Source organism: Microbacterium sp. NPDC089696 (genome assembly GCF_044749125.1).
Classification (GTDB): domain Bacteria; phylum Actinomycetota; class Actinomycetes; order Actinomycetales; family Microbacteriaceae; genus Microbacterium.
This window is the reverse complement of sequence record NZ_JBIVHF010000001.1, coordinates 1439250-1465466: the sequence shown is the minus strand read 5'-3', so window position 1 is coordinate 1465466 and position 26217 is coordinate 1439250. Positions and strand designations below refer to the sequence as shown.

The window sequence follows — 26217 nt, the reverse complement described above, 5'->3', positions numbered from 1 at the left end:
GGTCCGGCGACTGCCGGGTCGGCGGTAGCAGCTCTGCCCTGTCAGGGCGTCGGAGTCGGCGTCTCCGTCGGCGGGTGCAGTGCCTGCTGGATCAGCGAGTGGATGTACCCGTAATCGGGAGCATGCTCGTCGATCCCGTTGTCCGGCGTGAGCTCGATCGTCGTCACGGTCTGCTCCTTCGCCTTCGTCATGAGGTCGAAGAACTCGGGCAGCTTGTCCTGCGGGAGGTCGGTGCTGATGAGCGCCGTGCCCGCCGCCGCGACCTCGTTGAAGCGCGTGAGGACCGTCTGCGGTGTGAACTGCGCGAGGATCGCCTCCTGCAGCTCACGCTGGCGCCTCATGCGGTCCCAGTCGCTCGTCGTGTACCGCGATCGCGCGTACCACTGCGCCGTGTCGCCGTCCATGTGCTGCTGCCCCGGCTCGATCCATCCGATCGCCCAGGCATCGACGTCGTGCGGGTCGGTGCCGTCCGGCGGGCCGCCCTTCGGAAGCCTCTCGGTGACGGTGATGTCGACCCCGCCCAGCGCGTCGACGAGATCGGCGAAGCCGTGCATGTCGACGAAGACGTAGTACGGGATCTCGATGCCGAGCACGCCTTCGGCGGCATCCTTGGTCGCCTCGATCCCGGGATCGGAGCCGTGCGCGACGGCGTCCGGGTACAGGGCCGCACCGTCGTCCTCACGGCAGACCTCCGCGGCGTTGCGCACGTGGTTCATCCAGCCGTTCCAGCCGCACGTGTTGGAGCTGTGCCCCTCGAATCCGTTCGGGTACAGCGCCTGCATGGGGCTGCCTTCGCTGAACGGCGCGTTCGGCAGTTCGCGCGGGATGCCGGTGATCGTCACGGCGCCTGTGGTCGCGTTCACCGAGACGACCGAGATGCTGTCGTAGCGCATCGAGTCGCGGCCCTCGCCGCTGTCCGCCCCGAGCAGCAGGATGTTGTAGTAGCCGTCGCTCGGCGGCAGGCTCGGTCCGCTCTGCCCGAAGATGCTGCTGATGGTCGAGCGCACGGAGCCGACGACGGTCGCGGCGTAGCCGGCGCCACCCCCCAGGAGTCCGAGGATGAGCAGCGCGACGAGCGGGATCGCGAACTTCGACGGGCCGGGGATGCGCACGAGACGCACCAGCCGCAGCACGTCGAACGTCAGCACGATCCAGAGCACGACGTAGCCGACGAGGAGAGCCTGCACGATCGTGAGGATCGCCGCGGACAGGAACCCGCCGCCGACGGTGAGCCACAACATCACGGGTCGGGCGAACAGCGCCAGGCCGGCCGCCACGATCACCAGGAACCAGGCGAGGAGCGTCGCCCCCAGCCCGAAGCGTCCGAGTCGGCGGTTTCCCGAGAGCACCTGCGCGGATCCGGGCACCAGCACGTTCATCAGCACGAGCCACCACCCGCGCTTGGTCATCATCCCGGCATCCGCGGTGTCGGGGTTGCGCATGGGCCGCGTCTCGATCAGCGGCCGCGCGCGTCCGCGCGGGGGCGCCAGGGTCACAGCGACCCCTTCAGCCGTTCGTTCTTCTCCTGGACCTGGGACTCGAGGTCGCGGGCGTAGGCCTCGACGCGGTCGGCCAGGGCCTCGTCGGACGTACCGAGGATGCGGGCGGCCAGCAGGCCGGCATTCCGCGCGCCGCCGATCGACACGGTCGCGACCGGGATGCCCGCAGGCATCTGCACGATCGACAGCAGCGAGTCCATACCGTCGAGGTACGCGAGAGGCACGGGGACGCCGATCACGGGCAGGGCGGTCATCGAGGCGACCATGCCCGGCAGATGCGCTGCTCCCCCGGCTCCCGCGATGATGACGCGGACGCCGCGGCCGCGCGCCTCCCGCGCGTAGAACATGAGCTTGTCGGGGGTGCGGTGGGCGGAGACGACCTCCACCTCGTGCGCGATTCCGAAGTCCGTGAGCGCCTGGGAGGCGTCGCTCATCACGCGCCAGTCCGAGTCGGATCCCATGATGACGCCGACGAGTGGAGCGGCGGAGGAGTGCAGAGGCTCAGTCACCCACTCAGGCTACGGTCTGCTGCTGGGAGAACCCCCGAACGGCGCGCGAAGTCCGGCGAGCGCGCTCAGTCGAAATGCGCGGCCGCCGCGCGGGCGACGTACACCGCGTCGTCGAGGTCGTCCCCCGAGACGTTGACGTGCCCGACCTTGCGCCCTGGACGCGGATCCTTGCCGTACGTGTGGATCTTGGCGGACGGATGCTCGGTCATGGCACCCGCGAACCGCGCCCCGATGGTGGAGTCCTGCGGTCCGCCCAGGATGTTGACCATGACGGACCACGGCGCCCGTGGCGACGGGTCGCCGAGCGGCAGGTCGGCGACCGCGCGCAGGTGCTGCTCGAACTGACCGGTCACGGCGCCGTCCTGACTCCAGTGACCGCTGTTGTGCGGACGCATCGCGAGCTCGTTCACGAGGATGCGCTCGTCGTCCGTCTCGAACAGCTCGACGGCCAGCATGCCCGTGACGCCGAGCCCCTCGGCGATCGCGCGTCCGATGCCCTCGGCGACCTGCACCAGGCGGTCGGCCGCAGCCGGAGCGGGGGCGATGACCTCGGCGCACACGCCGTCGCGCTGGACCGTCTCGACGACGGGGTACGCGACCATCTCGCCACCGGGGCGTCGGGCGACCTGCTGCGCGAGCTCGCGCACGAAGCCGACGAGCTCCTCGACGAGCAGCGCGTCGCCCTCGGGAAGGGCGTCGAGCCAGTCCTGGGCCTCGGCGGCGGACCGGACGACGCGAACGCCCTTGCCGTCGTATCCGCCCCGCGGGGTCTTCACGACGCCCGCACCGTCGTGGGCGTCGAGGAACGTCTGCAGCTCCTGAGCATCGCGCACGGGGGCCCAGTCGGGCTGCGGGACGCCGAGGTCGGCGAGGCGTGCCCGCATCACGAGCTTGTCCTGCGCGAACTGCAGCGCATCGGGTCCGGGGTGCACGGCGACACCGTCGGCGACGAGGGCACGGAGGATCTCCTGGGGCACGTGCTCGTGGTCGAACGTCACCACGTCGACGTCCCGGACGAAGGCTCGGACCGCCTCGAGGTCGCGGTAGTCGCCGACCGCGGTGGCCGCGAGCTGCGCCGCCATCCCCTCGTCCTCGGCGAGGACACGCAGCTCGAGTCCGAGCTCGACCGCCGGAGCGATCATCATCCTCGCCAGCTGACCTCCACCGATCACGCCCACGCGCAGCGCCATATGCCGTCTCCCATCGTCACGACCATTGTCCCGCATCGACGGGACGACCGGGGACACCGCGTCCCCGCCCCGCGGCGTCCGACTGCGGGGTCAGAACGCGGCCGTGCCGTCGTACCCCGACTGCGCATCGCGGTGGGCCAGGATCTGGCTGACCTCGATCTGGTCGGCGAGCGTCTCGTGCACGAGCGTGACGTTCGGGACGTTCGCGAGCCTCAGAGGAGCGTCGACGCCGTTCGAGAGCGTGATCGTCCCCGCCCCCCACAGCCGCTGCAGCGGTCCGCGGCGCACACCGATCGTGTACCCGCGAGCATGGGACATCTCCTGACGGCTGCGCGCGCCGATGCCGTGGTTCACGATCACCCTGCGCGTCGTCACCGTCACGGTGCGCGACCACCAGATCAGCCACGGGACGAGCACCAGCAGGACGACCAGGAGACCGGCCGCGCCCAGGAGCATCCAGTTCTCGAACGGCGCGGGGAGGTTGTCGAAGAAGTACGCCGTGGCACCGAACACCGCGATCAGCACGAGCGCCGACCAGAACAGGCGCCGCGCGTGACCTCGGAATCGCGCGATGAGCAACTCCTCCGTGGGCGTGCCGGGAGGTGGCATCGTCGGCCGTCCGCCGAGCGTCACGGGCTGGGTCACCCCTCCATTGTGCCTGGCCCGACCGACAACCCGCGCGCTCGGGCCGGGCGTGTCAGTCCAGGGCCGGCCGCACGTGCACGACGTCGCCCGCCGCGACCGCCTGCTCCCCGGCGTCGTCGTGGACCACGAGACGCCCGTCCTCGTCCAGCCGGACCGCCCGCCCCTCGAGCATCCGCTCCCCCGGCAGCGACACCCGCACGTCCTGGCCGATGGTCGCGCACCGTGCGGTGACGGTCGCGTGCAGTCCGCTCGCCACGGCGTCCCCGGTCGCCACGAGGCCGGCCACGAGACCGTCGAGGCCGAGGAGGTAGTCCGCGAGCAGACGATCGACGTCCGCCACGGCGCCGAGGACGGCGAACGACGTCGCTGTGGGAACGGGGAGCTCGGCGGTGGTCATCGCCGTGTTGACGCCGGTCCCCACGACCACGGCGTCGCCGGTCGCCTCGGCGAGGATGCCGCAGATCTTGCGTCCGTCGACCAGCACGTCGTTCGGCCACTTGACCACGACATCGGAACCGGGGAGCTGCGCGGCGACGGCGTCCGCCATGGCGACGCCCGCGGCCAACGGGACCCACCCTCGGGCGCGCGGATCGACGGGGAGTCGACGCAGGAGCACCGAGATCGCGAGCGATGCCCCGGGCGGCGCCGTCCACACGCGGTCGAGACGTCCTCGTCCGGCTGTCTGCGCGTCGGTGAGCAGGACCGAGAGATGCGGCCAGGCCTCAGGATCCGCGGCGAGCGCACGGAGCGCCGCGTTCGTCGATCCCACCTCGGGCAGCACCTCGACGCGCGTCGCGATGTCACGGGCGCGGGTCAGCTCCACGATCAGACCTCCTCGTCGTCGATCTCGTCGTCGTCGTCATCCTCGTCGGTGCGGATCGCCCCCACCTCGAGTGCCCGCCACTCGTCCCACTCCGACATGAGGCGATCGATCGCCGCGTGGAACTTCGCGGTGGCGACGCCCTGCGCGGTGTCGCCGAAGTAGTGCCGCACCCACATGCGCAGGCGGGCGGTCGCGGCCTCGTCGGCTCTGACGCGCTCGACCTCCGCGAGGATGTCGCCCGCCGACGCGGTCGTGAGCCATTCGCAGTCCGAGAGGTAGCCGGTCGTGTCGACGTCGGCTCTTTCATCGGCGGGTCGAGTGACCATGAGCGGCTTGCCCACCGCGAGGCGGTCGTAGACCATGGCGGAGATGTCGACGACGGCGACGTCCGCGGCGGCGAGCTGCCAGCCGAGCTCGGGTCCGTCGTCGTGCACGTGCTGCGCCGCGGGATCGGCGGCGTTGGCCGCGGCGATCGCGGCGATGATCCGCTTGTGCGCCGCGCCGTACTCCGCGTCGACCACTCCGCTGCGCGGGTGCGGTCGGTACAGGAGGCGGTGGGACGGCGACGCCAGCACCGCGGCCGCGAGCGCTTCGCCGTGCGTCGCGATGGATCCGTAGTGCGCGCTGGGCCGATCGCCCTCCCACGTCGGGGCGTAGAGCACGACCGTGCGGTCATCGGGCTCGTAGGGCAGCGCGCCGGAGTAGTGGTCGGCCTGCGGACGACCGATCTCGATCGTGCGGGCGTCGATGTCGTAGTCCCACAGCGTGCGCGAGAGCCGGTCGCGCGCGGCCTGCCCGGCCACCAGGGCGTAGTCGTACGCCTTGTACTGGTTGGTGGTCATGTACATCTTGTCGGACTCGCCGTGGTTGATGAACACGTGCCAACGACGGCCGTACCGGAACATCTGGAAGTTGCGGGTGTTCTGGTTCACGTACAGCACGACGCGGATGTCCTGCGTGGCGAGGAACCGCTCGAGGTCGCGCACCGTCGGCACGAACGCCACGGGCGGTGCGTCCTCGTCGAGCAGCTTGTCGGCACCGGTGGCCGAGCGCGAGAGCACGACGACGGGCCACTTCCTGGCGAGCTCGGCCAGCGGGCGGTACCACTGCCGCATCTGGTACATGTTCACGGCGCCGTCTGCGAAGTACACCGCGACCTTGTAGTGCCCCGGCAGATGGGGCTCGCGCTCGACCAGACGGCGACGCACCCGCTGCACCGCCCGCCGCGAGGCCAGCGCCCGCTTCAGCAGACGGTAGGCCTTCTTCGCATCGGACGCTGCACCCATCCCTCCAGGATACCGAGTGCCTGCGCCGCGGCAGCACGAGGGGCGTTGCCGCCCGTCCGGGAATCAGGGAACGTTCGTGCGGCCCGTGCCATGATCATGGTGTGCCAGACAACGACATCTCCGCTCCCGAGATCGGGGTGTCGTTCGTCATGCCCGTGCTGAACGAGCATGCCTACCTCGAGCACGCCGTCCGTTCGGTGCTCGCCCAGGAGCTGGCCGTCCCGGCGGAGCTCGTCCTCGCGCTGGGCCCGTCGAGCGACGGCACCACCGAGCTCGCGCAGCGTCTCGCCGCCGCGGACGAGCGGATCCGTCTCGTCGAGAACCCCGAGGCGCACATCCCCGTCGGGCTCAACGCCGCGATCCGCGCGAGCCGCTTCGCCACCGTGATCCGCGTCGACGCGCACTCCGAGCTGTCTCCGGGATACGCGGAACGCGCCCTCGCGACCCTGGAGCGCACGGGCGCCGCGAACGTCGGCGGCGTCATGCACGCCGACGGCCGCACACCCTTCCAGCGCGCCGTCGCCCGCCTGTACAACTCCCCCGTGGGGCTCGGCGGGGGCGCGTACCACGGCGGCACCCAGGAGGGGGAGGCCGAATCCGCCTACCTGGGCGTCATGCGCCGCGAGGTCCTCGACGAGGTGGGTCTCTTCGACGAGACGATCCGTCGCGGCGAGGACTGGGAGCTCAACCTCCGGATCCGTCGCGCCGGCCACCGCGTCTGGTTCGACCCGACGCTGTCCGTGACCTACTGGCCGCGGGAGAGCTGGATCCGCCTGGCGCGCCAGTTCCGCGCGACCGGCGCCTGGCGGGGCGAGCTCGTGCGCCGGTTCGGCCGACGCAACGGCATCCGGTTCTTCGCGCCGCCCGCGCTCGTCGTGCTCGTCGCCGCGGCGATCGTCCTCGGCGCCCTGCAGCTGACCGGCGTGGTCGGCGGCGCGACCTCGATCGTGCTGTCGGTGCTGCTGTACCTGCCGCTGCTCGCCTATGTGCTGCTCGTGCTGGCCGTCGCCTGCCTCCCCGGAGGCGGCGGACCGCGTCAGCGTCTGTGGACGGCGATCGTCATGCCCACCATGCACCTCTCGTGGGGCCTCGGGTTCCTCGGCGGCGTGCTGCGCGGCGCCGGGGACACCGTCGACGCGTCACGTCTCGGGACGCGGAACACGCCGCTGCCCTAGCGGGCACGATGCGCGTGGCGATCGCTCAGCGCGTCACGTACCCCTGGTCGAGGATGCGGTCGACGACGCGTTCGGCGGCGTGGCCGTCGTCCCTGGAGTTGAACTGAGCGCGCCATGCCGCGTACTTGTCCGCGTAGCGCGCGGCGACGCCGTCGTCCGCGAGCGCGGCGACCAGGTCGTCCTGAGTGCGCACGAGCGGTCCCGGCGCGCGCGCCTCGAGGTCGAAGTAGAAGCCGCGCAGCTGCCCTCGGTAGTGGTCCAGGTCGGGCACGAGGAAGTACATCGGCTTGCCGGTGACGCTGAAGTCGAACATGACGGAGGAGTAGTCCGTGATGAGGGCGTCGGCCGCGAGCAGCAGCTGTGCGGTCTCCGGATACCCCGTCACATCGATCACACGGGCGCCGGCCCGGTCCCGGCCCGTGTCGATGGTTCGCGAGTGGCCGCGCACGAGCACCACCGCGTCCGTCTGGCCGGCGAGTCGCTCGGCATCGACGAAGTCCACCATCTCGGCGCGATCGTCACGCCAGGTCGGGGCGTACAGGAGCACCCTCTCGTCCTCGCGGATGCCCAGTGCGGAGCGGATCGCGGAGGCGTTACCCGTCACGAGCGCATCGTTCCGCGGGTAGCCCTCGACCCAGATCGGTCGTCCGAAGAACGCGTACGCCTTGCGGAGGATCCGCTCGGAGTACGTGTTCTGCGCGAGCAGCACATCCCAGCGTCGCGACTCCTTGACGACCGCGGCCATGCGGCGCGGGTCGAATCCGGGGCGGTGCAGCGCCAGACGCTTGAGCGGCGTGCCGTGCCAGGTCTGCACGACCTTCTGCCCCTCCTTGCGTGCGAAGCGCCGTCGCAGCCAGTCGTTCACGACGAGCAGTCGCGCCGCCGCACGCGCACGCCACCACTCCGGGCTGCCCTCCACCACGGCGATCGCCCCCTCCGGGACGGGGACGGAGAGGTCCACGACACTCCAGTACCGCGTGACGCCCGGCGCCCGCGTGGAGAGGGCGCGATCGATGGCCTGCGGGTTGCAGCCGACGCTGCGCCCGTAGAAGCTCTCGAAGAACACCGCGTTCTCGGTCCCGCCCGTCTGGGCGACGTATCGTCCCTCGAGCGTGGACTGTCCCTCGACCGTCTCGTACACGGGATCGATCGGCGCCGCGACGATCGCGGTCCCCCGGTCGACGGCGATGCGGACTCCGGTGAGCACGTGCGGTTCGAGCGAGATCTCGTCGAGGGGCACGTCGGCGACGCGGATCTCGTACTCGCCGGCGGGGAGCGGGAGCTCCGGGCCTCCCCACCGCGCGGCACGGAGCGGGAAGATGGCCTTCCAGGTCTTGCCGCCGCCGGTGATCCGGCCCTCGACCCGCGCCCGCGGACCGATCAGGTCGGCCGCGGCCGGACGCTGGCCGGCCCCTGCGATGATCAGCGTCTCTGCCGCCTCATCGATCCGGGCCGTCGTCATGCTGCTCCCTTCGGCGCGGGGATGCCCCGCGCACGGATCGTGTCGTAGACGCGACGGGTGTTGCCGCCGTCGCGGAACGCGTGCATCTCCGCGCTGAGCGTAGCGGACCGCTCCGACCTCGACGCGAATCGCGCCGGGTCGTCGAGCAGAGCGGAGAGCCGCCCGACAGCCGTGTCCCAGTCCTCCGCGACGTCGTCGCCCGCGACGTCCGCGAACCGCCCGTAGAAGCCTCGGGTGCGCGCGTACTCCGCGGCGTCCGGCGCGAGGTACACGACCGGCATCGCGAGGAGACCCACGTCGTAGGCGAGTGAGGAGTAGTCCGTGACGAGCACGTCCACCGCCGGAAGCACGGGCGTGACGTCCGCGAGCAGCCCGGCGCCGAGCTGTCGCACACGTCGCGTCGGCAGCGGCGGAACGTAGCCACCGGCGCCCAGCGGGTGCGAACGGATCAGCAGCACGGCGTCGCGCTCCTCGAGCATGCGCACGATGCGCACCCAGTCGTCGGCGCTCGGCACGGCGGGATCGGGCGCACCGTCGCGCCAGGTGGGCGCGTAGAGGACGATCCGGGCCCCCGAGGGGAGTTCGTCGAGCGTGGCGCGGAGCACTTCGGCGGCGGCGTCCCGACGCGCGGCGGGCTCCCCCGCCGACAGGACGTCGACCCGAGGCTCGCCGGTGACGACGACGCGGTCGCCCCCGAGACCGAACGCGGATTCGAGGCGTCCGCGGGATCGATGCGAGGCGGCCGGCAGCACGCGGATGCGCTGCGCGGCGCCGCGATAGAGAACGCCCACGAGCCGACGCAGCAGCGGGGCTCCCGGGACCGCGGGCACCTGCGTCGTGGCGGGCGAGTCGAGCCCGATGCGCTTGAGCGGGATGCCGTGCCACAGCTGCACCACGAAGGCGCCGGCGATCGCGTAGCGGTTGACGTCGCCGAGGCCGTGCGTCACGACGATCACGCCGGCGCGCGCCGTGGTCCACCAGCCGCGGAGACCGCTCTTGGGGACGGTGCGGATGCCGAGGGCTGCCGCGTCGCGCTCCTCGCGCTCGGACGACGTCAGCCAGATCGTGTCGTGCCCCTGCGTCGCGGCGTGTCGCTGCAGCGCCAGGGCGCCGTCTCCGATGCCCGCGCCGCAGCCGAACACCCAGCGGTTCCCGCGCGGGACGAGTGCGGTGCCGAGGCGTCCGATGAGGGACAGGGGGATCCGGAGCAGCTTGGCCGCATTGCCGGAGCCGAAAGAGAAGGACGCCACCCCGCGAGCCTATCGCGCGGGTGGCGTCCTTCTCTGAACGGCGGCCTCGTCGTCAGCCGGCGAGTTCGCCGAGCGTCACGTCGACCTCGTACTCCTTGCCGCCACGGATGTACGTGACCTTCGCGTCGCTCCCGGCCGCGGCCGCGCGGACCTGTGCCGTGAGGTCGTTCGCGCTCGTGATCGGCACCCCGTTGAACTTCGTGACGATGTCGTCGGCCTTGAGCCCGGCAGCGGCCGCCGCTCCTCCGCCGGTCACGTCGGCGATGTACGCACCGGACACCGAGGCGTTCTCGACGCTCGCGGCATCACGGACGGATGCGCCGAGCAGACCGTGGGTCGCGGCACCGTCCGAGATGATCTCCTCGGAGACCCGCTTGGCGATGTCCGAGGGGATCGCGAAGCCGATCCCGATCGAGCCGGACTCCTCGGAGCTTCCCGCCCCGGCGATCGCGACGTTGATGCCGATGAGCTCGCCCTTGCTGTTGACGAGCGCGCCGCCCGAGTTGCCGTGGTTGATCGCGGCGTCGGTCTGGATCACGGCGATCGAGATGCTGTCCGAGCTCTGCTGCGAGCCGTTGCCCGGCAGGTCGAACTGGAAGGGGCCCTGACCCTCGCCCTCGTCCGGCGTCTGCTGCTCCTGCGGCGCGTCCTCCGCGGAGGAGTCGGGCAGGGCGGACGACTGGATCTGGATGCTGCGGTTCAGCGCGCTGACGATTCCGGTCGTGACCGAGTTCGAGAGTCCGAGAGGAGCTCCGAGCGCCACCGCGGTGTCGCCCACGTTGAGCTTCGACGAGTCGGCGAACGTGATGGGCGTGAGGTCCTTCGCATCGGTGAGCTTGATCACCGCGAGGTCGTAGATCGGGTCGGTGCCGACGACCGTCGCGGCGAAGATCCGTCCGTCGGAGGTGGTGACGCGGATCGTCGGGTCGGCCACCGCTCCGCCCAGCGTCACCACATGCGTGTTGGTGAGCACGTAGCCGTCGTCGCTGATGATGACCCCCGAGCCGCTGCCCGCCTGATCGGAGCCCGCGACCTCGATCGTGACCACCGAGGGGAGCGCGGCGGTCGCGACCGCCGTGGTCTCGTTGACCGAGCCCGGGTTGTTGACCGTGACCGTCTCGGGCCCCTGGGCGACACCCGTGGAGTTCTGGTTCGAGATGCCCGTGAGGATCGCACCGCCGCCGAAGCCCGCGACGCCGCCGACGAGCGCGGCCGCGACGACGATCGCCGCGAACTTCACACCGGCGCGCGGCTTCTGCTCCTTGGTCTTGACGGGGCCGCCGAACGGCTGGCCCGGCTGCGCGGCCGTGTGGATCCCGAAGGCGGCACCGGGAGACGTGGCTGCGGGTGCCACCGGATGGGTCGCGCCGGCCGGACCGGGGACGCCGAAAGGCTGCTGCGGCAGGGTGGGAGCGGTCGGCCCCGCCTGCGGAAGCTGCGCGGCCGGAGCCTCGAAGACGGGCGACGGGACGCCCGGGGTCGCTGCCGGTGCTGCCGGCGTCGACGTGAACGTCGAAGGCACCTCGTGCCCCTGACCGGGCGCGGCGCCGGTCTCAGCGGCGGCGGGGGTCGTCGAACGGTCGACGGTCTCTGCGGCCTCGGTGGACGGCACGGCGTCGTTCGACGCGGATGCCGAGTGGTCCTGGGTGCTGTCTTCGTTCATGGTGTGTGCTCCTTCAACAACGCCCCTTCAGAGTGCGCCCTGTATCTGTGCGTTTCGTATGTCGAGGATGAGTTTCCGCTATGGCCTTAGCCTGTTCTTCATGAGTGTCATCCCCGGCGCATGGCGGCGCACGGCTGCGGGAGCCGGACTCCTCGCCTCTGATGGAACCGTCGCGCCCACCATCTTCGCAGAGATGTCCGCTGCGGCGGCCCGGACCGGGGCGATCAACCTCGGCCAGGGCTTCCCCGACGAGGACGGCCCCGCCGAGGTGCTCGAGGCCGCGCGGTCCGCGATCGCGCACGGCGCGAACCAGTATCCGCCGGGGCGCGGCATCCCCGATCTGCTGGCGGCGATCAGCGAGCATCAGCGGCGGTTCTACGGACTCGAGGTCGATCCCGACCGAGAGGTGATCGTGACGGCCGGGGCCACCGAGGCACTGACCGCCGCACTGCTCGCGCTGATCGACGGCCCCGACGACGAGGTCGTCGTCTTCGAGCCCTACTACGACTCGTATGCGGCGGCCGTGGCCCTGGCGGGAGCACGGCTGCGCACCGTGCCGCTGCGCGCTCCGGACTTCCAGCCCGACCTCGACGCCCTCGCGGACGCCGTCACGGATCGCACGCGCATCATCCTCGTGAACGATCCGCACAATCCGACCGGCACGGTGTTCGACCGCGCCGTGCTCGACGAGGTCGTGCGCCTCGCCGTCCGTCACGATGCGATCATCGTGACGGACGAGGTGTACGAGCACCTGTCGTTCCACGCGCCGCACACGCCGATCGCGACGCTGCCCGGTGCCGCCGAGCGCACGCTCACGATCTCCTCGGCGGGCAAGACGTTCTCGACGACGGGATGGAAGATCGGCTGGGTGCACGGCCCCGCCGACCTCATCACCGCCGTGCTCACCGTCAAGCAGTACCTGACGTACGTGAACGGATCGCCGTTCCAGCCCGCCGTGGCTGTCGGTCTGCGGCTGGGCGACGAGTACTTCTCGGGTGCGTCCGCCGCGCTCGCGCACAAGCACGAGATCCTCGGAGAAGGACTGCGCGCCGCCGGCTTCACGGTCTTCGCTCCGCAGGGCGGGTACTTCACGGTCGCGGACGCGTCCGCACTCGGCGGGACGGACGCCGCGGACTTCTGCCGCACCCTTCCGGAGCGCGCGGGAGTCGTGGCGATCCCGCTCACGGCGTTCGTGTCGGCGCAGAACCGCGGGGACTACGCGGGGCTCGTGCGGTTTGCGGCGTGCAAGCGGGTCGAGGTGCTCGAGGAGGCCGCCGCGCGTCTCGCCGCGGGGTTCTGAGGCGTCGTCCGGGATCTCAGCGAGGTACGACCCGGTAGCGACGCACGCGCAGCGACGGATTGGTCGCGCGTGCGCGGTCGATCGCCGCGCCCTCGACCGCGGCGACCGCCATGCCCTCGGCGACGCCGACGCCTGCCAGCACGACGCCATGCGGGTCGACGATCTGCGAGTGCCCGACGCCGATCGGCGTCGGGTGGTCCGCCGCCACGACGTACGCCGTGTTCTCGATCGCGCGTGCCGCGAGCAGCGTCGTCCAGTGGTGCTCCTTGAGGGGACCGCGCACCCATTCCGCGGGGACGACGAGCGCGTCGGCGCCGGCATCCATCAGCGTGCGGGCCACCTCCGGGAACCGCAGGTCGTAGCAGGTCATCAGACCGAAGCGGATGCCGGCGACCTCGAAGGTCGCGGCCTCGCCGATCTCCCCCGCCTCCACCCAGTCGGACTCGGTCTGGCCGAACGCGTCGTACAGGTGCTGCTTGCGGTAGGTCGCGAGGATGCCGTCGCCGCGCACCGCCACGACCGTGTTGCGCACGTGCGCCGCATCCTCGGCCCGCTCCGCGAGACCCGCCACGATCACCAGACCGTGCTCCGCCGCGAGGGCGGTGAGGGTCGTGACGAACTCCCCGTCGAGCGATTCCGCGTTCTCCGCGAGGGTCTCGTCCATGGGGTCGACGAAGTAGCTGGAGTACTCGGGGAACACGACGAGCCGCGCTCCCCTCGCCGCAGCCTCGATCGTGAGCGCCGCGATGCGCTCGAGGTTCTCCTCACGCGAGGAGTTCGGCGCGAACTGGCAGACGGCGACGGGCACGGCGGAGCTCATGCCCTCATCCTCCCCCACGACACGCCCACGCGGCGTGCGTCCCGGCCTCGATTCGCGCACCTCCGACATGCGTGATAAGTTATTCCATGTGCCGCGGGGTGGAGCAGTTCGGTAGCTCGCCGGGCTCATAACCCGGAGGTCGCAGGTTCAAATCCTGTCCCCGCAACGAGAATGCGACACAAGAAAGGCCCCCGATCAGGAGAAATCCCGATCGGGGGCCTTTCGTTTCGCCACGACATGCGACTGCTGAGAGATGGATAACGCTTCGCAATCGCCGTGTGGCGATGCGTTATCCATCTCTCACCGAGGCGCGCCGGCACCGGTGCCCGACGTCAGCCCTCGCGCGGAGCGAAGCTCACGGAGCGCACGCCCAGACCCTCCGCCTCGTCGCGGGCGAGACGATGCTCGGCCTCCAGGTCGAGTCCGCGAGCGAGCAGGACGTACGCGATCGCCGAGGCGACGAGGCCGACGAACAGCGCGATGTCGATGCCGCCCATCGCCTGGGCGATCGGTCCCGTGAACCAGGTCGTGACGACGAAGGGGACCATCGCGACGATGCCGACCAGGTACGCGGTGATCCCCCGCCAGCCCCACGCGCCGTAGATGCCGTGCGGACGGAACATCTCGGCCACGGCGTAGCGTCCTCGCCGCACGAGGTAGTAGTCCACGAGGTTGACCGAGGTCCACGGCACGAGCACGTAGAGCAGCACGACGAGGAAGCTGCCGAACGAGTCGAGGAACGCTCCGGTCGAGAACGCCGCGCCCAGAAGTCCGGCCACCCCGACCACCGTGCAGGCGACGATACGTGTCATGCGCGTGGGCCGCACGGGTCGGAACGAGTCGACGACGGTGATGAGTTCGATGCTCGCGGCATAGATGTTGATCGTGATCACGGTGATGAGAGCCGGGAGCGCCGACCAGAGCAGGACGAGTCCGAGACCCGGGAGGATCGCGTCGGCCGCGGCCGCGATCGCCTCCACGGGGTCGGACTCGGCGAACAGCGACGCCACGAAGGCCCCGAGCACCATGAGCCATCCCGCGCCGACGATCACGCCCGAGGCGGTGTGGAACAGAGCCTTGCCCGGGCTCGTCTGCGGCGGCAGGTAGCGCGAGTAGTCCGATACATACGGCGCCCATCCGAGCGCGTAGGCGGCCGCGGCTGCGAACTGCACGAGGAAGGCCGGCCAGTTCACGTCGCCGAGGGAGAAGTCGGTGGGCGCCAACGGCAGCACGAAGAGCGAGACGACCGTGAAGACTCCGAAGGTCGCGAGGAACAGCCAGGTCAACCACTTCTGCACCCGATGGATCCAGTGATAGCCGACGATCGCGAGCGTCAGCGCGAGCGCGGTGATGAGCACGTACCACCATGCACCGGCATCCACCCCGGTCGTCGTCGACAGCACCTGGCCGGCGAGCAGCTGGTTGAAGATGTTGAACCCGACGATGCTCGCGACCACGACGAGGCAGACGATCGCGACGCCGCGGTAGCCGAACTGCGCGCGCGACTGGATCATCTGCGGCAGACCGAGCTGCGGCCCCTGCGCGGAGTGGAAGGCCGTGAACACCGTGCCGACGCAGACGCCGAGGACGATCGCGACCACGGAGACGAGGAAGTTCGCCCCCATCGCCACGCCGACCATGCCCGTCGCGAGCGTCGTGAGGTTCGCGTTGGACATGAACCAGAGCGAGAACAGGCTCGACGGCGTGCCGGTGCGCTCGGTGAGCGGCACCCAGTCGATGGACTTGATCTCGATGCCGCTCGTGACGGGCAGCGCGACCTCGGTCTGCGCGGCACCTGGTCCGGGAAGGTGGTCGGTCATGGGTGATCCTTCTGTGGGGGGGGGGGGATGATCGCGGTCGGGTCCGCGCGTCGGGAGTCGGGGACGAGATTCGGGAGTCAGGACTCGTGAGGTCGATAGAGCTCGGGTCGCCGGTCGGCGAACAGGTCGTTGTGAGGGCCGAGGGCCTTGTCGCCGGTGATGTCGAGGGATGCTGCGGCGACCCCCTCGCGCTCCTCCGCCACGACCCAGCCGGAGCCGTCGATGACGGCCGTGCCTCCCGTCCAGTCGACGCCGCGTTCGGAACCGCGCCGGTCGGCGATCACGGTGGGCAGTCGCGAGGATCGCGCCGAGGCCATGGCCTGGATCGTCTCGGGGGCGCGTTCGCCCTCCGGCCGCTCGACCAGCGGCCAGTTGACGGGAAGCGCGAGGATCTCGGCACCCGCCAGGGCGAGCGCGCGCGGGATCTCGGGGAACTCGTTGTCGTAGCAGATCGCCACCCCCAGGCGACCGATCGTCGTATCGACCAGCATGCCGGCATCCGCCCCCGGGGTGAACACGAGCTTCTCCTCCGCCCACAGGTGCGACTTCCGATACACCGCGAGGATGCCGTCGGCGGAGAGCACCGCGGCCGAGTTGTAGAGCTCGTCGCCCTCGCGTTCCGCGAAGCCGACCACCGCGACGGTCCGCGCCCCGAGACGGCTTCCGAGCGCGATGAGCCGCTCGTCGTCTCGCCGGATCGCGAGCGACGACGCCTCCGTCCGATCCGCGAACACGTACCCGCTGGTCGCGAGCTCCGGAAGCACGACGAGCCGAGGGACGTCGTCACCGAAGCCGTCGAGAGCAGCGCCGAGCCGTCGCAGGTTTCCGGCGAGGTCGCCGATCTCGACGACGGGACTGACGGCGACCGCCTCGAGGGCGCGGAGAGTCGGGACCACCATGCCAGCAACAGTAGGCCGTCGCGCGGAACCGGCCCATCGGGCAGATCCTGTGGATGACATCGGCTCGACCGATATCGAGCTCGGCGCGTCCCGACTGTGGACAGGGAGCCGCACGAACGCTCAGGAATGGAATGATCGCCTCATGGTGAACCCCGACGACCGTGTTCCGCGACGCCTCCGGGTCGGTCTCGTCGCGGTGGCGATCTACGTCGCCTTCGCCGCCGGAGGAGGCGCGCTCATCGACGCGCTCGGCGCCGCAGGCGCGGACCCCGTCGCCGAGCTCGCGCTCACGCACCTTCTTCCACTGCCGGTCGCGATCGTCCTCGGGCTCGTGTTCGTTCGTCGGGCGGGATGGTGGACGGACGTGTGGTCCGACCCGCCGGTCGGACGTTCGATGCCGCGACGCCTGTGGTGGTGGCTCGTCCCGGTCGTGATCGCCCTCCAGCCGCTCGCGCTGATGATCGGCGCCGACTGGTCCCGCCTCACCCTGGCGTACGTGGCCGTCGGAGCGATCGTCTACCTCGCCGTGGGACTCGGCGAGGAGCTCTACTTCCGCGGCATCCTGCTCGAATCCGTCCGCGCCCGGCACGGCGAGACGGCCACCCTGCTCGTCACGGCGCTCGCGTTCGGCGTGGCGCACTCGGTCGGCAGCCTGCTCGCCGGTGTCCCGCTCGCGACGATCGGCTTCCAGGTGGCCGTCACCGCCATGGACGGCGTGCTGTTCTACGCAGCCCTGCGCGTCGCGGGCACACTGTGGGTCCCGATCGTCCTGCACGGGCTGTCGGACTACGCACGGTGGCTCGCCGCACCCGGCGACGACGGCAGCGTCAGTCCGCTCACCGCCTCCACCCAGGTCGCGATGACCGTCCTGGCCGTCGCCGTCGTGTTCAGCGTGGTTCGGGAGGATCTCCGCGCCCGCCGCGTGAGAAGAGGGGCCTGACGACGAGACCGCGAGACACGGGTGCCACCGGACGAGCCGATGGCACCTCGCGGATCACCTCAGCAGGGTCTCGCCGATGAACCCTCCCTCACGACAGCCGGGCGGGATCGCGAACACCGCCGAGCCGATCGGCACGGTCCACTCGTTCAGCAGGTCGAGCTCGTCGAGTCGTCGCTGCATGGGGGTGAACTGCCGCTCGATGTCGGCCTGGAACGACACGAAGATCAGTCCCGACTCCGACACCTCGGCCCCGAGCGGACGTTCGTCGTAGTTGTAGGCGCGTCGGAAGATGCGCTCCGACCCGTCACCCCGCGCCCGGCGGATGTGCGCGAACTGGGGGATGACCGGGAACCCGATCGTCGTCGTCGCATTGAAGTCCGGTTCGTCGAACTCGTCGACCCCGGTCAGAGGCGCGCCGTTCGCGAGCGTGCGACCGACCGAGGCATCGCGTCCGCTGCGGTCCAGCCGGTCCCACTTGTCGAGGTCCATGCGGATGCGCCGCACGACGATGCCGGTCCCGCCCGCGAGCCACCCCTCCCGCGCCCACACGACCCCGTCGAAGTCCGCGGTCCCCGGTTCGGGGTTCGTGGTCCCGTCGACCTGGCCGAACAGGTTGCGCATGGTCGTGCCAGGGCGCTCGGTGCCGTACGCCCGGCGGAAGCCCTGCTGCGTCCAGCGCAGGTCCGCGAAGCCCCGGGCGTCCTTCAGGAGCATCCGCGTCGCGTGCGCGACCGTGAGCGGATCATCGCCCGCGATCTGCAGCAGGAGGTCCCCGTCGGAGAACTCCGGGCGCAGGCGGTCGACTCGGAACGCCGGGAGCGGAGCGAGCCAGGCCGGACTCTCTCCCCCGGCGCGTGCCACGAGCCCCGGACCGAACCCGAACGTGACCGTGAGGTTCGCGGGAGACAGCGCCAGCTCCGGCTCGGAGTCCGCGAGCGCGGGTCGCCCCTGTGTGAGCCGGGCGGCGTCGTCCGTGAGGAGGCGCAGCAGGCGCGCGAGCGCCTCGCGGTCGACATCGGCATGGAGGTCCAGCGCCGCGAACACGCCGTGCGCCTGCGCGGCGGTGTCGACGCCCGCCTGGTGCACGCCGAAGAACGGCACTCGGCCTTCTCCGTTCATGGGGGCGACAGCGGCGGGAGCGGCCTGCGGCCGGTTCAGTACGAGGTCCGCGCCGACCGCCGCGACGGCGCCGACGCCGGCGACAGCCCCTCCGAGGAGGAACTGCCGCCGGCTCGGGCCGCTGCGGCGGGTGCGGGCGCCCTCAGCGGGCGCGGGCATCAGTGACCCATGCCCTCGTGCTCATCGCCCGACTCGTAGTTCTCGTTCGCCCCCGAGTAGTCCTTCACCGGAGCGGTGAACTCGTACGTCGAGTCGTCGGAGAAGGTGAGCGTGAACGTGGTCTCCTCACCCGCGCGGAGGGGCGCCGCCATATCCATGAGCATGATGTGGTTCGCACCGGGCTCGAGCGCGAGCGTGCCGCCGGCGGGGATCACGAAGCCGCCCTCGATCTCGCGCATGACCATCTCGCCCGCCTCGTTCTCGACGGTCTCGTGGAGCTCGAGCATGCTCGACGCCTCCGAGTCGACGGAGACGACGGTCACGTCCTGGTCGCCGCTGTTGGAGAGCGTGCCGAACGCCGCCGACATCCCCTCCTCGGCCGACTTGACCCAGGCGTCGTCGATCGTGACGACGTCGCCGGCGACGACGGGTTCGGACTCGGCCGGTGCCGCCTGGGCCGCGCAGCCCGTGAGGGCCAGGAGGGAGACGGCGAGGACCCCGAGGAGGCGCGAGACGGGGGCGCTGGTGCTGTTCTGGGTGACGCTGGTGTTCATGATGATGCCTTTCACAGATCATCCGCCGCTGCGCCGGATTCCGGCGGGGCGGCAGCCGTCCGAGGACGGCGGAGGAATCGATAGAGGGCGAAGGCGGCGACGGCGAGTGCCGCTCCGCCTCCGGCGACGATCAGGGTCCGGAGGACCCCGTCCGTCTCATCGGCGATCTGATCCGAGGCCGCGGTGTCGGAGCTCTCCCGTTCGCCCGAGGGCTGCGCGCCCGCGAGGGCGAGCGGCTCGGCGTCCCCGACCGTGAAGGGGATGACCCCCGAGATCGGATGCCCGTCCTCCGACACGACCTGCCAGCGCACCTGGTAGCCCGCGACGGGCATGTCGGGTCGCAGCGCGGCGGTGACCGTGCTGCCCGAGACCGTGACGGGGCCGTCGGTCCAGTCGGTGCCGGACTCGTCGACCACGAGCACGACCGCACCGGCCGCCGACTCGTCGAGCACCAGGAGCTCACCCGAGAACGTCATCGAGACGCTGGTCGGAGCGACGGCCAGCTGCTCGCCGTCACCGGGTGTGCTGGCGAGCAACTGGTCGTGGGCGGACGCGGGGGTTGCGATCGCGAGGACCGCGGCGGCCGCCACGATCACCCCCGCGACGCCTCTGCGGAAGGGAGACATGAGAAGAGACCTCTCGTCGGACGTCGACGCGCGACGTCGTGACTGCGTTCGGATTCCGCGCATCGGGCGCGCGGCGAGCGCGCCGTCGCGGCGAATGCCGGCGGCGCGAGGGGATCAGATCGCAGAGGAGAGGGGCGGGGCACGCCCGCGGAGAGAGGCGAGGTGCGCCGACGTCGCAGCGGATACGCGTGCGGACAGGATCCGCAGGACACGGGCGCGCGGAAGCGATGGGCGGGCGAGCACCGCGTCGACGCGGCGACGCACCCAGCGGACCGCCTGTGCGGCGAGGTCCCGCAGCGTCAGGAGCAGTCGCTCCCCGCGATGCAGGACCACGACGGTCGCGAGAGCGGCGAGCAGGTGACCGATCCACATGCCGCCGTCGGCGACCACGGCCTCGGGGACGCCCGTACCCGAGGGCAGGACGAGAGGACCGCCGTGCACATGCGGGGTCACGACGCCCGAGGGGGTGACCGTGCCGAGCACGAAGAGCAGGTGGAACAGGAGCTGACTGAGTCCGACCGAGAGCGAGAGCCTGATCATCGACAGACGGCGACCGGCGAGCAACACGCACACCATGAGCGAGAGCACCCAGGGCACGACGATCCCGAGAGGACCGGGCATTTCACCGCCACCGGACACGTGTCCGGCCAATGCGACGAAGATCGCCACCGAGGAAGCAGCGACGCCGCGGACGACGGCAGGCTTCCGGGTGGAGGTCACGCTCCCAGTCTGCCATGCGACGCGCGACGCCTCGGTCGGCCGCGCAGACGACGAGAGGACGCCCCCGTGGGGACGCCCTCTCGTTCCGGGTCGTGCGGGGCTACTCCCCCGAGTCCTCGAGCTGGAGCAGCGTGTTCACGGCATCCGTGAGGCGCTTGTCCGCCTCGGCGAACTTCGTGAGGTCGCCGGACTTGAGCGCGGCGTCACGGTCGAGCAGCGCCTGCTGTGCGGCCGCCAGCGCCTCGGCCTGCGCGTCGGTCGGGGTGGTCGGCTCCGTCGGCACCTCGCCCGTGTCGGGATCGGGTGTCGGCTCGACCTGGTCGTCGCCGCCCGTGGCACCGGAGTCGCCGCCGAACAGCGTGTCGAGCGCCGCGGTCAGGGTGTCCTCGAAGGCGACCTTGTCGCCGAACGCGACGAGCACCTTCTGCAGACGCGGGAGCTTCGTCCCCTCGGACGACTGGACGTACACCGGCTGCACGTAGAGCAGACCGCCACCGACGGGGAGGGTCAACAGGTTGCCGTAGAGCACCTCCGACTCGCCCTGCTGGAGCAGGTTGAGCTGCGGCACCACCGAGGTGTCGGAGTTGTACGTGTTCTGCACCTGACCGGGACCCGGCACCGTGGTGTCCGTGTCGATCTCGAGCATCCGCAGCTGGCCGTAGCCCTCCGACTTGACGCCCGCTTCCGAGCCGGCGTCGGAGTCGACCGCCAGATACCCCATGAGCACGTCACGGTTGCCGCCGCTGCCCGATGCGCTCGGGATGAACGTCGAGAACATCGAGAAGCGCGGGGAGTCCTGACCGGGCATCTGCATGGTCAGGTAGTACGGCGGCTGGAGCACCGCGTCGCTGCGCGGGTCATTCGGCGTCTGCCAGCGGTTGTCCTGCTGGGCGAAGGAGCCGGCGGTGTTGATGTGGTAGATCCCGAGGATGTCGCGCTGGACCTTGAACAGGTCGGTCGGGTACCGCACGTGGCTCATGAGGTCCCCGGACATCTCGCTGACCGGCTTGAGCGTCGACGGGTAGATCTTCTGCCACGTCTGCAGCACGGGGTCCTGGTCGTCCCACGCGTACAGCGTCACGCTGCCGTCGTAGGCGTCGACCGTGGCCTTGACCGAGTTGCGGATGTAGTTGATCTCGTCGATCGCCAGCGTCGGCGACGGCACGTTGGAGTCCGCGATCGCATCCGACAGGCTGACGCTGGTCGAGTACGGGTACGAGGAGCTCGTGGTGTAGCCGTCGATGATCCAGACGATCCGGCCGTCCACCACGCTCGGGTACGGGTCGCTGTCGAGCTCGAGGTACGGGGCGACCTTCTGCACGCGCGTCTTGGGATCGCGGTCGTACAGGATCTGCGAGTCCGAGTTCACGAGGTTCGAGAACAGGATCTGCTCCGACTGGAACTTGAGCGCGTAGAGCAGCTTCGTGAACGTGTTGCCGATCTTCGGCCCGCCGTTCCCGTCGAACGTCGTCTTGGTCTCGCTCGAGCCGTCCTTGCCGCGCGGGTAGTCGATCTCGACCGGGTCGCTCCCCGAAGGTGCGCCGACGATCGAGTACTCCGGCGAGTTCTCGCCGAAGTAGACGCGCGGCTCGAAGTTCTCCTGGTCGGTGAGGAAGCCCGACGAGGGGATGCCGCGCTCGAGGAACACGGGCTCGCCGTCGCTCGTGCGCTGGTTTCCGGCGGCGGCGACGAGGCCGTAGCCGTGCGTGTACACCGCGGCGCGGTTGTTCCAGTTGGTGACGTCGACGCCGTTCATGTCGAGGTCGCGCACCGACACCACGGTGTCCTGCATCTGACCGTCGATCTCGTAGCGGTCGACGTCCATGTTCTCCTGGAACTGGTAGTAGCCGCGGTACTGCTCGAGCTGGCGGACCGTCGGGCTGATGACAGCCGGGTCGACGATGCGGATGGATGCCGTGGTCTCGGCGTCGGCGCGGAGCTGGCCGGCCTCGGCGTCGGTCTCGGCCTCGAACGGCGTGGTCTCGAGATCGGCGACCCCGTAGGCCTCCTTCGTGCCGTCGATGTTCTTCTGGTAGAACTCCGCCTGGTACGCGTTCTGGTTCGGGCGCACCTGGAAGGTCGTGACCGCCCACGGGTACCCGACACCGACCACGAGCGAGGCGATGACGAGCAGCGCGGTGGCGGCGAGGGGGAAGCGCCAGCGGCCGATGACCGCGGTGACGAAGAACAGGATCGCGACGATCGCGGCGATGATCGCCAGGATCGCGAGACCGGGGATCGTGGCGTTCACGCCGGTGTACGCCGGACCGACGATGCGGTCATCGGGCGACACGAGCGTCTTGTAACGGTCGAGCCAGAGGCTGGCCGCCTGCACCAGCAGGTAGAGGCCGGCGATCACGGCGAGCTGGATGCGCGCCGGCTTGGAGATGCGCAGCTCGCCCTGGCCGATCCGCACCGAGCCGTAGAGGTACGACACGAGAGCCGTGACGATCAGCGTGAGCAGGAGCACCGCCGACACGAAGGCGAGGAGGATCGAGTAGAACGGCATCGCGAACATGTAGAAGCCGGTGTCGATGCCGAACTGCGGGTCGACCGTGTCGGTCGCTACGCCGTTGAGCCACATCCAGACGGTCTTCCACTGGCTCGCGGCCGAGAACCCGGCGAACAGTCCGAAGAAGATCGGCATGCCCCACATCGCGAGGCGACGCAGCGGCTCGATGACCTCCTGGTAGCGGTCGAGCTGCGAGCTCAGCCGCACGTAGACGGGACGCAGTCGGTAGGCGAGCTGGATCGCCACGAACAGCGGCACCGCCATGCCCAGGAACCCGACGACGAACATGATCGCGGTCGCGATCCACTGCGTCGTGAGCACGCGCGAGAAGCCCAGCTGGTCGAACCAGAGGAACTCCGTGAAGAGCGAGGCGAAGACGAAGAAGGCCGCGATCAATGCGGCGATGATCGCCAGCGAGATGCCGAAGATTCTTCGCGAGGTTCGAGGAGTGGCCGGGTTCGGTGCAGAAGTCGAGGTCACCCCTCCATCCTAGGCACGCCTCACTGTGCCCCGGCTGTCATCCCGGTCACGGGGAGGTCACGACGCCGCGCAGGCGCCGCTCACCTCGCGGCGGCGGTCTCGCACGTCGGCAGGGCGGAGACGTCGCCGTCGTCCGCGATGACCTCGAGCGCGGCGAGCGACTCCTCGAGCGTCGACGTGCTCAGCACGGTCAGCCCGTCGGGGATGTGTCCGACCACCTCGTCGCAGTTGGACTGCGGCGCGAGGAAGTAGTCGGCGCCGGCGTCGCGGGCTCCGTAGAGCTTCTGACGGATGCCGCCGATCGGCCCCACCGTGCCCTCCGCGTCGATCGTGCCGGTGCCGGCGACGTTCTGACCGCCGTTGAGCTCGCCCGGGGTGAGGGTGTCGATGATCCCGAGGGCGAACATCATGCCGGCGCTCGGTCCTCCGACGTTGTCGAGCTGCAGCGTCACGTCGATCTCGAAGTCGTAGTCCGTGCGGAGCGTCACGCCGATCAGCCAGGTCGTCACGTCGCCCTCGGTGTGCTTCTCGGGGGTGACGTCGACGGTCGTCTCGGCGCCCGCGCGCAGGACGGTGAGCGCGACGGCTTCTCCCCCGGCGTCCTGGATCGCCTCGCGCAGCTGCGTGGCCGAGGTCACGGCGGTGCCGTCGACGGCGGTGATCACGTCCTCGGGCTCGAGCGCGCCCTGCGCCGGGGAGTCCTCGAGGACGTCGACCACCGCGACCTGCGCACCGGTGTCGTAGCCCAGCTCGTTGAGGGCGGCGGCCGTGGCCTCGTGCTGCGAGTCGACCATGAGCGTCGCGTTGCGCTCGTCGCGCTCCTCGCTCGTCTGTCCGGCGGGGAAGACCGAATCGAGGGGGACGACGGCGCGCGAGGAGTCCGCCCAGGCGAGGGCGAGCTCGAACCAGCTGGGGGTGCGCTCGCGGTTGCCCACCACCTGCACGGTCGTGAGGTCGAGCGTGCCCGCGGTGTCGTAGGTCTCCGCGCCCTCCACCTTGATCAGCGGCACCTGCTCGCCGTCCGCTCCGGCCGCGGAGCCGAGGGTGTCGTACACGGGCCCGGGCCGCTGGATCACATAGGGCGTCGGGAGGAAGGTGAGCACCACGAGCGCGATCAGCGCGACGACCAGCGCCCATACTCCCAGTCCGAGCTTCACAGACCGGGTTCGATCCACAGGGTTCCTCCGTCGTTCGCGGGCGGCGTACAGAGATGTGCCCACGTCGGGGACTCGCGGCCGTTCCTGTGACTAGCGTAGATGCCACGGCTTCAGACGTGCTGAGAGGCGATCGCGATGGCAGACAACGACCCGACCCCCGAGGACTTCGAGGAGTTCCTCCGACGAATGATGGCCGGCCAGGGCGCCGGTGATATCGACCCCGAGGCGCTGCGGAACGCCTTCGCCGGGATGGACGGCCTCCAGCTCGATCCGGCCATGATGCAGACGATCATGTCGCAGCTGCAGGGCGCGTTCGGCGGCGACGCATGGGAGAACGCGCTCCGCCAGGCCCTGCACATCGCGAACCGCGACGGTCTGGGCATCTCCGAGGGATCCCGAACCTCTCTCGCGGACTCGTTCGCGCTCGCCGACCTCTGGCTGGGCGAGGCGACCACGATCTCCGAGCTCGCGGAGGCGCCGAGGGCCATGACCCGCGGCGAGTGGGTCGAGGCGACGCTCCCGGTGTGGAAGGAGATCGCCGGCCCCGTGTCGACCAGCATCGCCGACGCTCTCACGAGCGCTCTCGACACCCAGGTGCCGGAGGACATGCGGGGCATCGTGCAGGGTGCGGGCAAGCTCATGCGCGGCCTCGGCGGCTCGGTCTTCGCGGCGCAGTTCGGGCAGGTGCTCGGCAACCTCTCGCTCGAGGTGGTCTCGGGCGGTGACGTCGGCATCCCCGTGCTCCCCGCCGGCACCGCGGCGGTGATCCCGCAGAACCTCGCCGCATTCGGCGACGGCCTGGAGATCCCCGAGGACCAGATCGCCCTGTACCTCTCGACGCGGGAGCTCGCCTACGCGCGCCTGTATCGGCACGCGAAGTGGCTGCATCTGCACGTCATGGCGCAGATCACCGACTTCGCGCGCGGGGTCACGGTCGACGTCGACGCCTTGGAGGACGTCGCGAGCCGCCTCGATCCCTCGAACCCCGAGGAGCTGCGTGCCGCGATCGAGGGCGGAGCGCTCCTGCCGACGCAGAGCGAGACCCAGCGCGAAGCGCTGGCCCGACTCGAGAACCTCGTCGCGACGATCGACGGTTGGGTCGACGTCGTCACGGCTCAGGCGACCGCACGCCTGCCCGACGGGGCGCGGATCGCGGAGGCCGCGCGCCGCCGCCGCGCCGTCGGCGGTCCGGCGGAGGACGCGCTGGGCGCGCTCGTCGGCCTCAAGCTGCGGCCGCGCCGCCTGCGCGAGGCCTCGGCCATGTGGCAGGCCGTGACCGACGCGGTCGGCGCGTCCGGCCGCGATGCGCTGTGGGACTACCCCGACCTCATGCCGACCTCCGAGGACATCGACGACCCGACCGCGCTGGTCGCCCGTCTGCAGGCCGCGGCCCGTGGCGAGCAGCCCGTGACGGACGAGTTCGACGAGGCGCTGGCGCGTCTGCTCGACGGGGACGACTTCTCGGGTGGCGGCGACGGATCGCCGGATGCCCGGGACGGATCGGACGACGAGGACGAGGCTCCCGAGGGCGACCGCCCGGTGTAAGCGCGACGCCGCGCAGTCCGCCCTCCCCAGGGGTCGACCTCCCGGCAGTTGTCCACGGATCCGG

Annotated in this window: 22 protein-coding genes and 1 tRNA gene; 5 read left to right on the top strand and 18 right to left on the bottom strand. The window is 70.7% G+C overall.

Annotated elements, in window-relative coordinates:
- Positions 1 to 41: 41 nt before the first annotated feature.
- The 6 genes from ACIPY8_RS07175 to ACIPY8_RS07150 form a co-directional block, all read right to left on the bottom strand.
- The gene (locus tag ACIPY8_RS07175; RefSeq protein WP_400816482.1) at positions 42 to 1496 is read right to left on the bottom strand and encodes an LCP family protein; all 1455 of its coding nucleotides are present in this window, start codon (positions 1494 to 1496) and stop codon (positions 42 to 44) included.
- Positions 1493 to 1960 (bottom strand): 5-(carboxyamino)imidazole ribonucleotide mutase, encoded by a 468-nt coding sequence (purE, locus tag ACIPY8_RS07170; protein ID WP_400817675.1) that lies wholly within the window; start codon positions 1958 to 1960, stop codon positions 1493 to 1495. The genes ACIPY8_RS07175 and purE overlap by 4 nt, the downstream gene beginning before the upstream one ends.
- A 113-nt stretch (positions 1961 to 2073) precedes the next feature.
- Positions 2074 to 3198, bottom strand: coding sequence for a 5-(carboxyamino)imidazole ribonucleotide synthase (locus tag ACIPY8_RS07165; protein WP_400816480.1), 1125 nt, complete (start codon positions 3196 to 3198; stop codon positions 2074 to 2076).
- 90 nt (positions 3199 to 3288) lie between these two features.
- The gene (locus ACIPY8_RS07160; protein ID WP_400817673.1) at positions 3289 to 3807 is read right to left on the bottom strand and encodes a PH domain-containing protein; all 519 of its coding nucleotides are present in this window, start codon (positions 3805 to 3807) and stop codon (positions 3289 to 3291) included.
- 88 nt (positions 3808 to 3895) lie between these two features.
- Entirely contained in the window at positions 3896 to 4666 is a 771-nt protein-coding gene (locus ACIPY8_RS07155; RefSeq protein ID WP_400816478.1) for a biotin--[acetyl-CoA-carboxylase] ligase, read from the bottom strand.
- A 2-nt stretch (positions 4667 to 4668) separates the two neighbouring features.
- Positions 4669 to 5952 carry a CDP-glycerol glycerophosphotransferase family protein gene (locus tag ACIPY8_RS07150; RefSeq protein ID WP_400816476.1) on the bottom strand — a complete coding sequence of 428 codons (1284 nt, stop codon included), beginning with the start codon at positions 5950 to 5952 and terminating at the stop codon, positions 4669 to 4671.
- Between the two features lie 149 nt (positions 5953 to 6101).
- Here ACIPY8_RS07150 and ACIPY8_RS07145 point away from each other — a divergent pair, with 149 nt between their 5' ends.
- The gene (locus ACIPY8_RS07145) at positions 6102 to 7127 is read left to right on the top strand and encodes a glycosyltransferase family 2 protein (protein ID WP_400817671.1); all 1026 of its coding nucleotides are present in this window, start codon (positions 6102 to 6104) and stop codon (positions 7125 to 7127) included.
- A 25-nt stretch (positions 7128 to 7152) separates the two neighbouring features.
- Here ACIPY8_RS07145 and ACIPY8_RS07140 read toward each other — a convergent pair whose 3' ends face one another.
- From ACIPY8_RS07140 to ACIPY8_RS07130, 3 genes are read right to left on the bottom strand one after another with little or no spacing between them, the layout of a single operon-like run.
- A complete protein-coding gene (locus tag ACIPY8_RS07140; RefSeq protein WP_400816474.1) occupies positions 7153 to 8589 on the bottom strand; it encodes a CDP-glycerol glycerophosphotransferase family protein in 1437 nt (478 codons plus the stop codon).
- Entirely contained in the window at positions 8586 to 9839 is a 1254-nt protein-coding gene (locus ACIPY8_RS07135; RefSeq protein ID WP_400816472.1) for a CDP-glycerol glycerophosphotransferase family protein, read from the bottom strand. Before ACIPY8_RS07135 ends, ACIPY8_RS07140 begins: the two co-directional genes overlap by 4 nt.
- 52 nt (positions 9840 to 9891) lie before the next feature.
- The gene (locus ACIPY8_RS07130; RefSeq protein WP_400816470.1) at positions 9892 to 11502 is read right to left on the bottom strand and encodes a trypsin-like peptidase domain-containing protein; all 1611 of its coding nucleotides are present in this window, start codon (positions 11500 to 11502) and stop codon (positions 9892 to 9894) included.
- Positions 11503 to 11602: 100 nt separating this feature from the next.
- Here ACIPY8_RS07130 and ACIPY8_RS07125 point away from each other — a divergent pair, with 100 nt between their 5' ends.
- The gene (locus ACIPY8_RS07125) at positions 11603 to 12802 is read left to right on the top strand and encodes an aminotransferase class I/II-fold pyridoxal phosphate-dependent enzyme (RefSeq protein ID WP_400816468.1); all 1200 of its coding nucleotides are present in this window, start codon (positions 11603 to 11605) and stop codon (positions 12800 to 12802) included.
- Between the two features lie 16 nt (positions 12803 to 12818).
- Here ACIPY8_RS07125 and ACIPY8_RS07120 read toward each other — a convergent pair whose 3' ends face one another.
- The gene (locus ACIPY8_RS07120; RefSeq protein WP_400816466.1) at positions 12819 to 13622 is read right to left on the bottom strand and encodes a carbon-nitrogen hydrolase family protein; all 804 of its coding nucleotides are present in this window, start codon (positions 13620 to 13622) and stop codon (positions 12819 to 12821) included.
- Between the two features lie 92 nt (positions 13623 to 13714).
- Here ACIPY8_RS07120 and ACIPY8_RS07115 point away from each other — a divergent pair.
- Positions 13715 to 13788: transfer RNA gene (locus ACIPY8_RS07115), tRNA-Met, on the top strand.
- A gap of 166 nt (positions 13789 to 13954) precedes the next feature.
- Here the strand turns inward: ACIPY8_RS07115 and ACIPY8_RS07110 are convergent.
- Together ACIPY8_RS07110 and ACIPY8_RS07105 are read right to left on the bottom strand one after the other, a co-directional pair.
- Positions 13955 to 15442, bottom strand: coding sequence for a purine-cytosine permease family protein (locus ACIPY8_RS07110; protein WP_400816464.1), 1488 nt, complete (start codon positions 15440 to 15442; stop codon positions 13955 to 13957).
- Positions 15443 to 15519: 77 nt separating this feature from the next.
- A complete protein-coding gene (locus tag ACIPY8_RS07105; protein ID WP_400816462.1) occupies positions 15520 to 16341 on the bottom strand; it encodes a nitrilase-related carbon-nitrogen hydrolase in 822 nt (273 codons plus the stop codon).
- 142 nt (positions 16342 to 16483) lie between these two features.
- Between ACIPY8_RS07105 and ACIPY8_RS07100 the strand changes: the two genes are divergently transcribed.
- Positions 16484 to 17281, top strand: a complete 798-nt coding sequence (locus ACIPY8_RS07100; protein ID WP_400816461.1) for a CPBP family intramembrane glutamic endopeptidase — start codon at positions 16484 to 16486, stop codon at positions 17279 to 17281.
- Positions 17282 to 17335: 54 nt separating this feature from the next.
- On the opposite strand, the gene ACIPY8_RS07095 is transcribed toward ACIPY8_RS07100, so the two are convergent.
- The 6 genes from ACIPY8_RS07095 to ACIPY8_RS07070 form a co-directional block, all read right to left on the bottom strand.
- On the bottom strand, positions 17336 to 18559 hold the full coding sequence (locus tag ACIPY8_RS07095) for a Dyp-type peroxidase (RefSeq protein ID WP_400816459.1): 1224 nt from the start codon (positions 18557 to 18559) through the stop codon (positions 17336 to 17338).
- Complete coding sequence (locus ACIPY8_RS07090; RefSeq protein WP_400816457.1) at positions 18559 to 19113, bottom strand: copper chaperone PCu(A)C; 555 nt, start codon at positions 19111 to 19113, stop codon at positions 18559 to 18561. The genes ACIPY8_RS07095 and ACIPY8_RS07090 overlap by 1 nt, the downstream gene beginning before the upstream one ends.
- 11 nt (positions 19114 to 19124) lie before the next feature.
- A complete protein-coding gene (locus ACIPY8_RS07085) occupies positions 19125 to 19739 on the bottom strand; it encodes a copper resistance protein CopC (protein ID WP_400816455.1) in 615 nt (204 codons plus the stop codon).
- Between the two features lie 114 nt (positions 19740 to 19853).
- Positions 19854 to 20459, bottom strand: coding sequence for a hypothetical protein (locus ACIPY8_RS07080; RefSeq protein ID WP_400816454.1), 606 nt, complete (start codon positions 20457 to 20459; stop codon positions 19854 to 19856).
- A gap of 100 nt (positions 20460 to 20559) precedes the next feature.
- Entirely contained in the window at positions 20560 to 23451 is a 2892-nt protein-coding gene (locus tag ACIPY8_RS07075; protein WP_400816453.1) for a UPF0182 family protein, read from the bottom strand.
- A gap of 80 nt (positions 23452 to 23531) precedes the next feature.
- Positions 23532 to 24626 (bottom strand): PDZ domain-containing protein, encoded by a 1095-nt coding sequence (locus tag ACIPY8_RS07070; protein ID WP_400816451.1) that lies wholly within the window; start codon positions 24624 to 24626, stop codon positions 23532 to 23534.
- A 117-nt stretch (positions 24627 to 24743) separates the two neighbouring features.
- On the opposite strand from ACIPY8_RS07070, the gene ACIPY8_RS07065 reads away from it, so the two are divergent.
- Positions 24744 to 26153, top strand: coding sequence for a zinc-dependent metalloprotease (locus tag ACIPY8_RS07065; RefSeq protein WP_400816449.1), 1410 nt, complete (start codon positions 24744 to 24746; stop codon positions 26151 to 26153).
- The last annotated feature ends 64 nt before the right edge of the window (positions 26154 to 26217 follow it).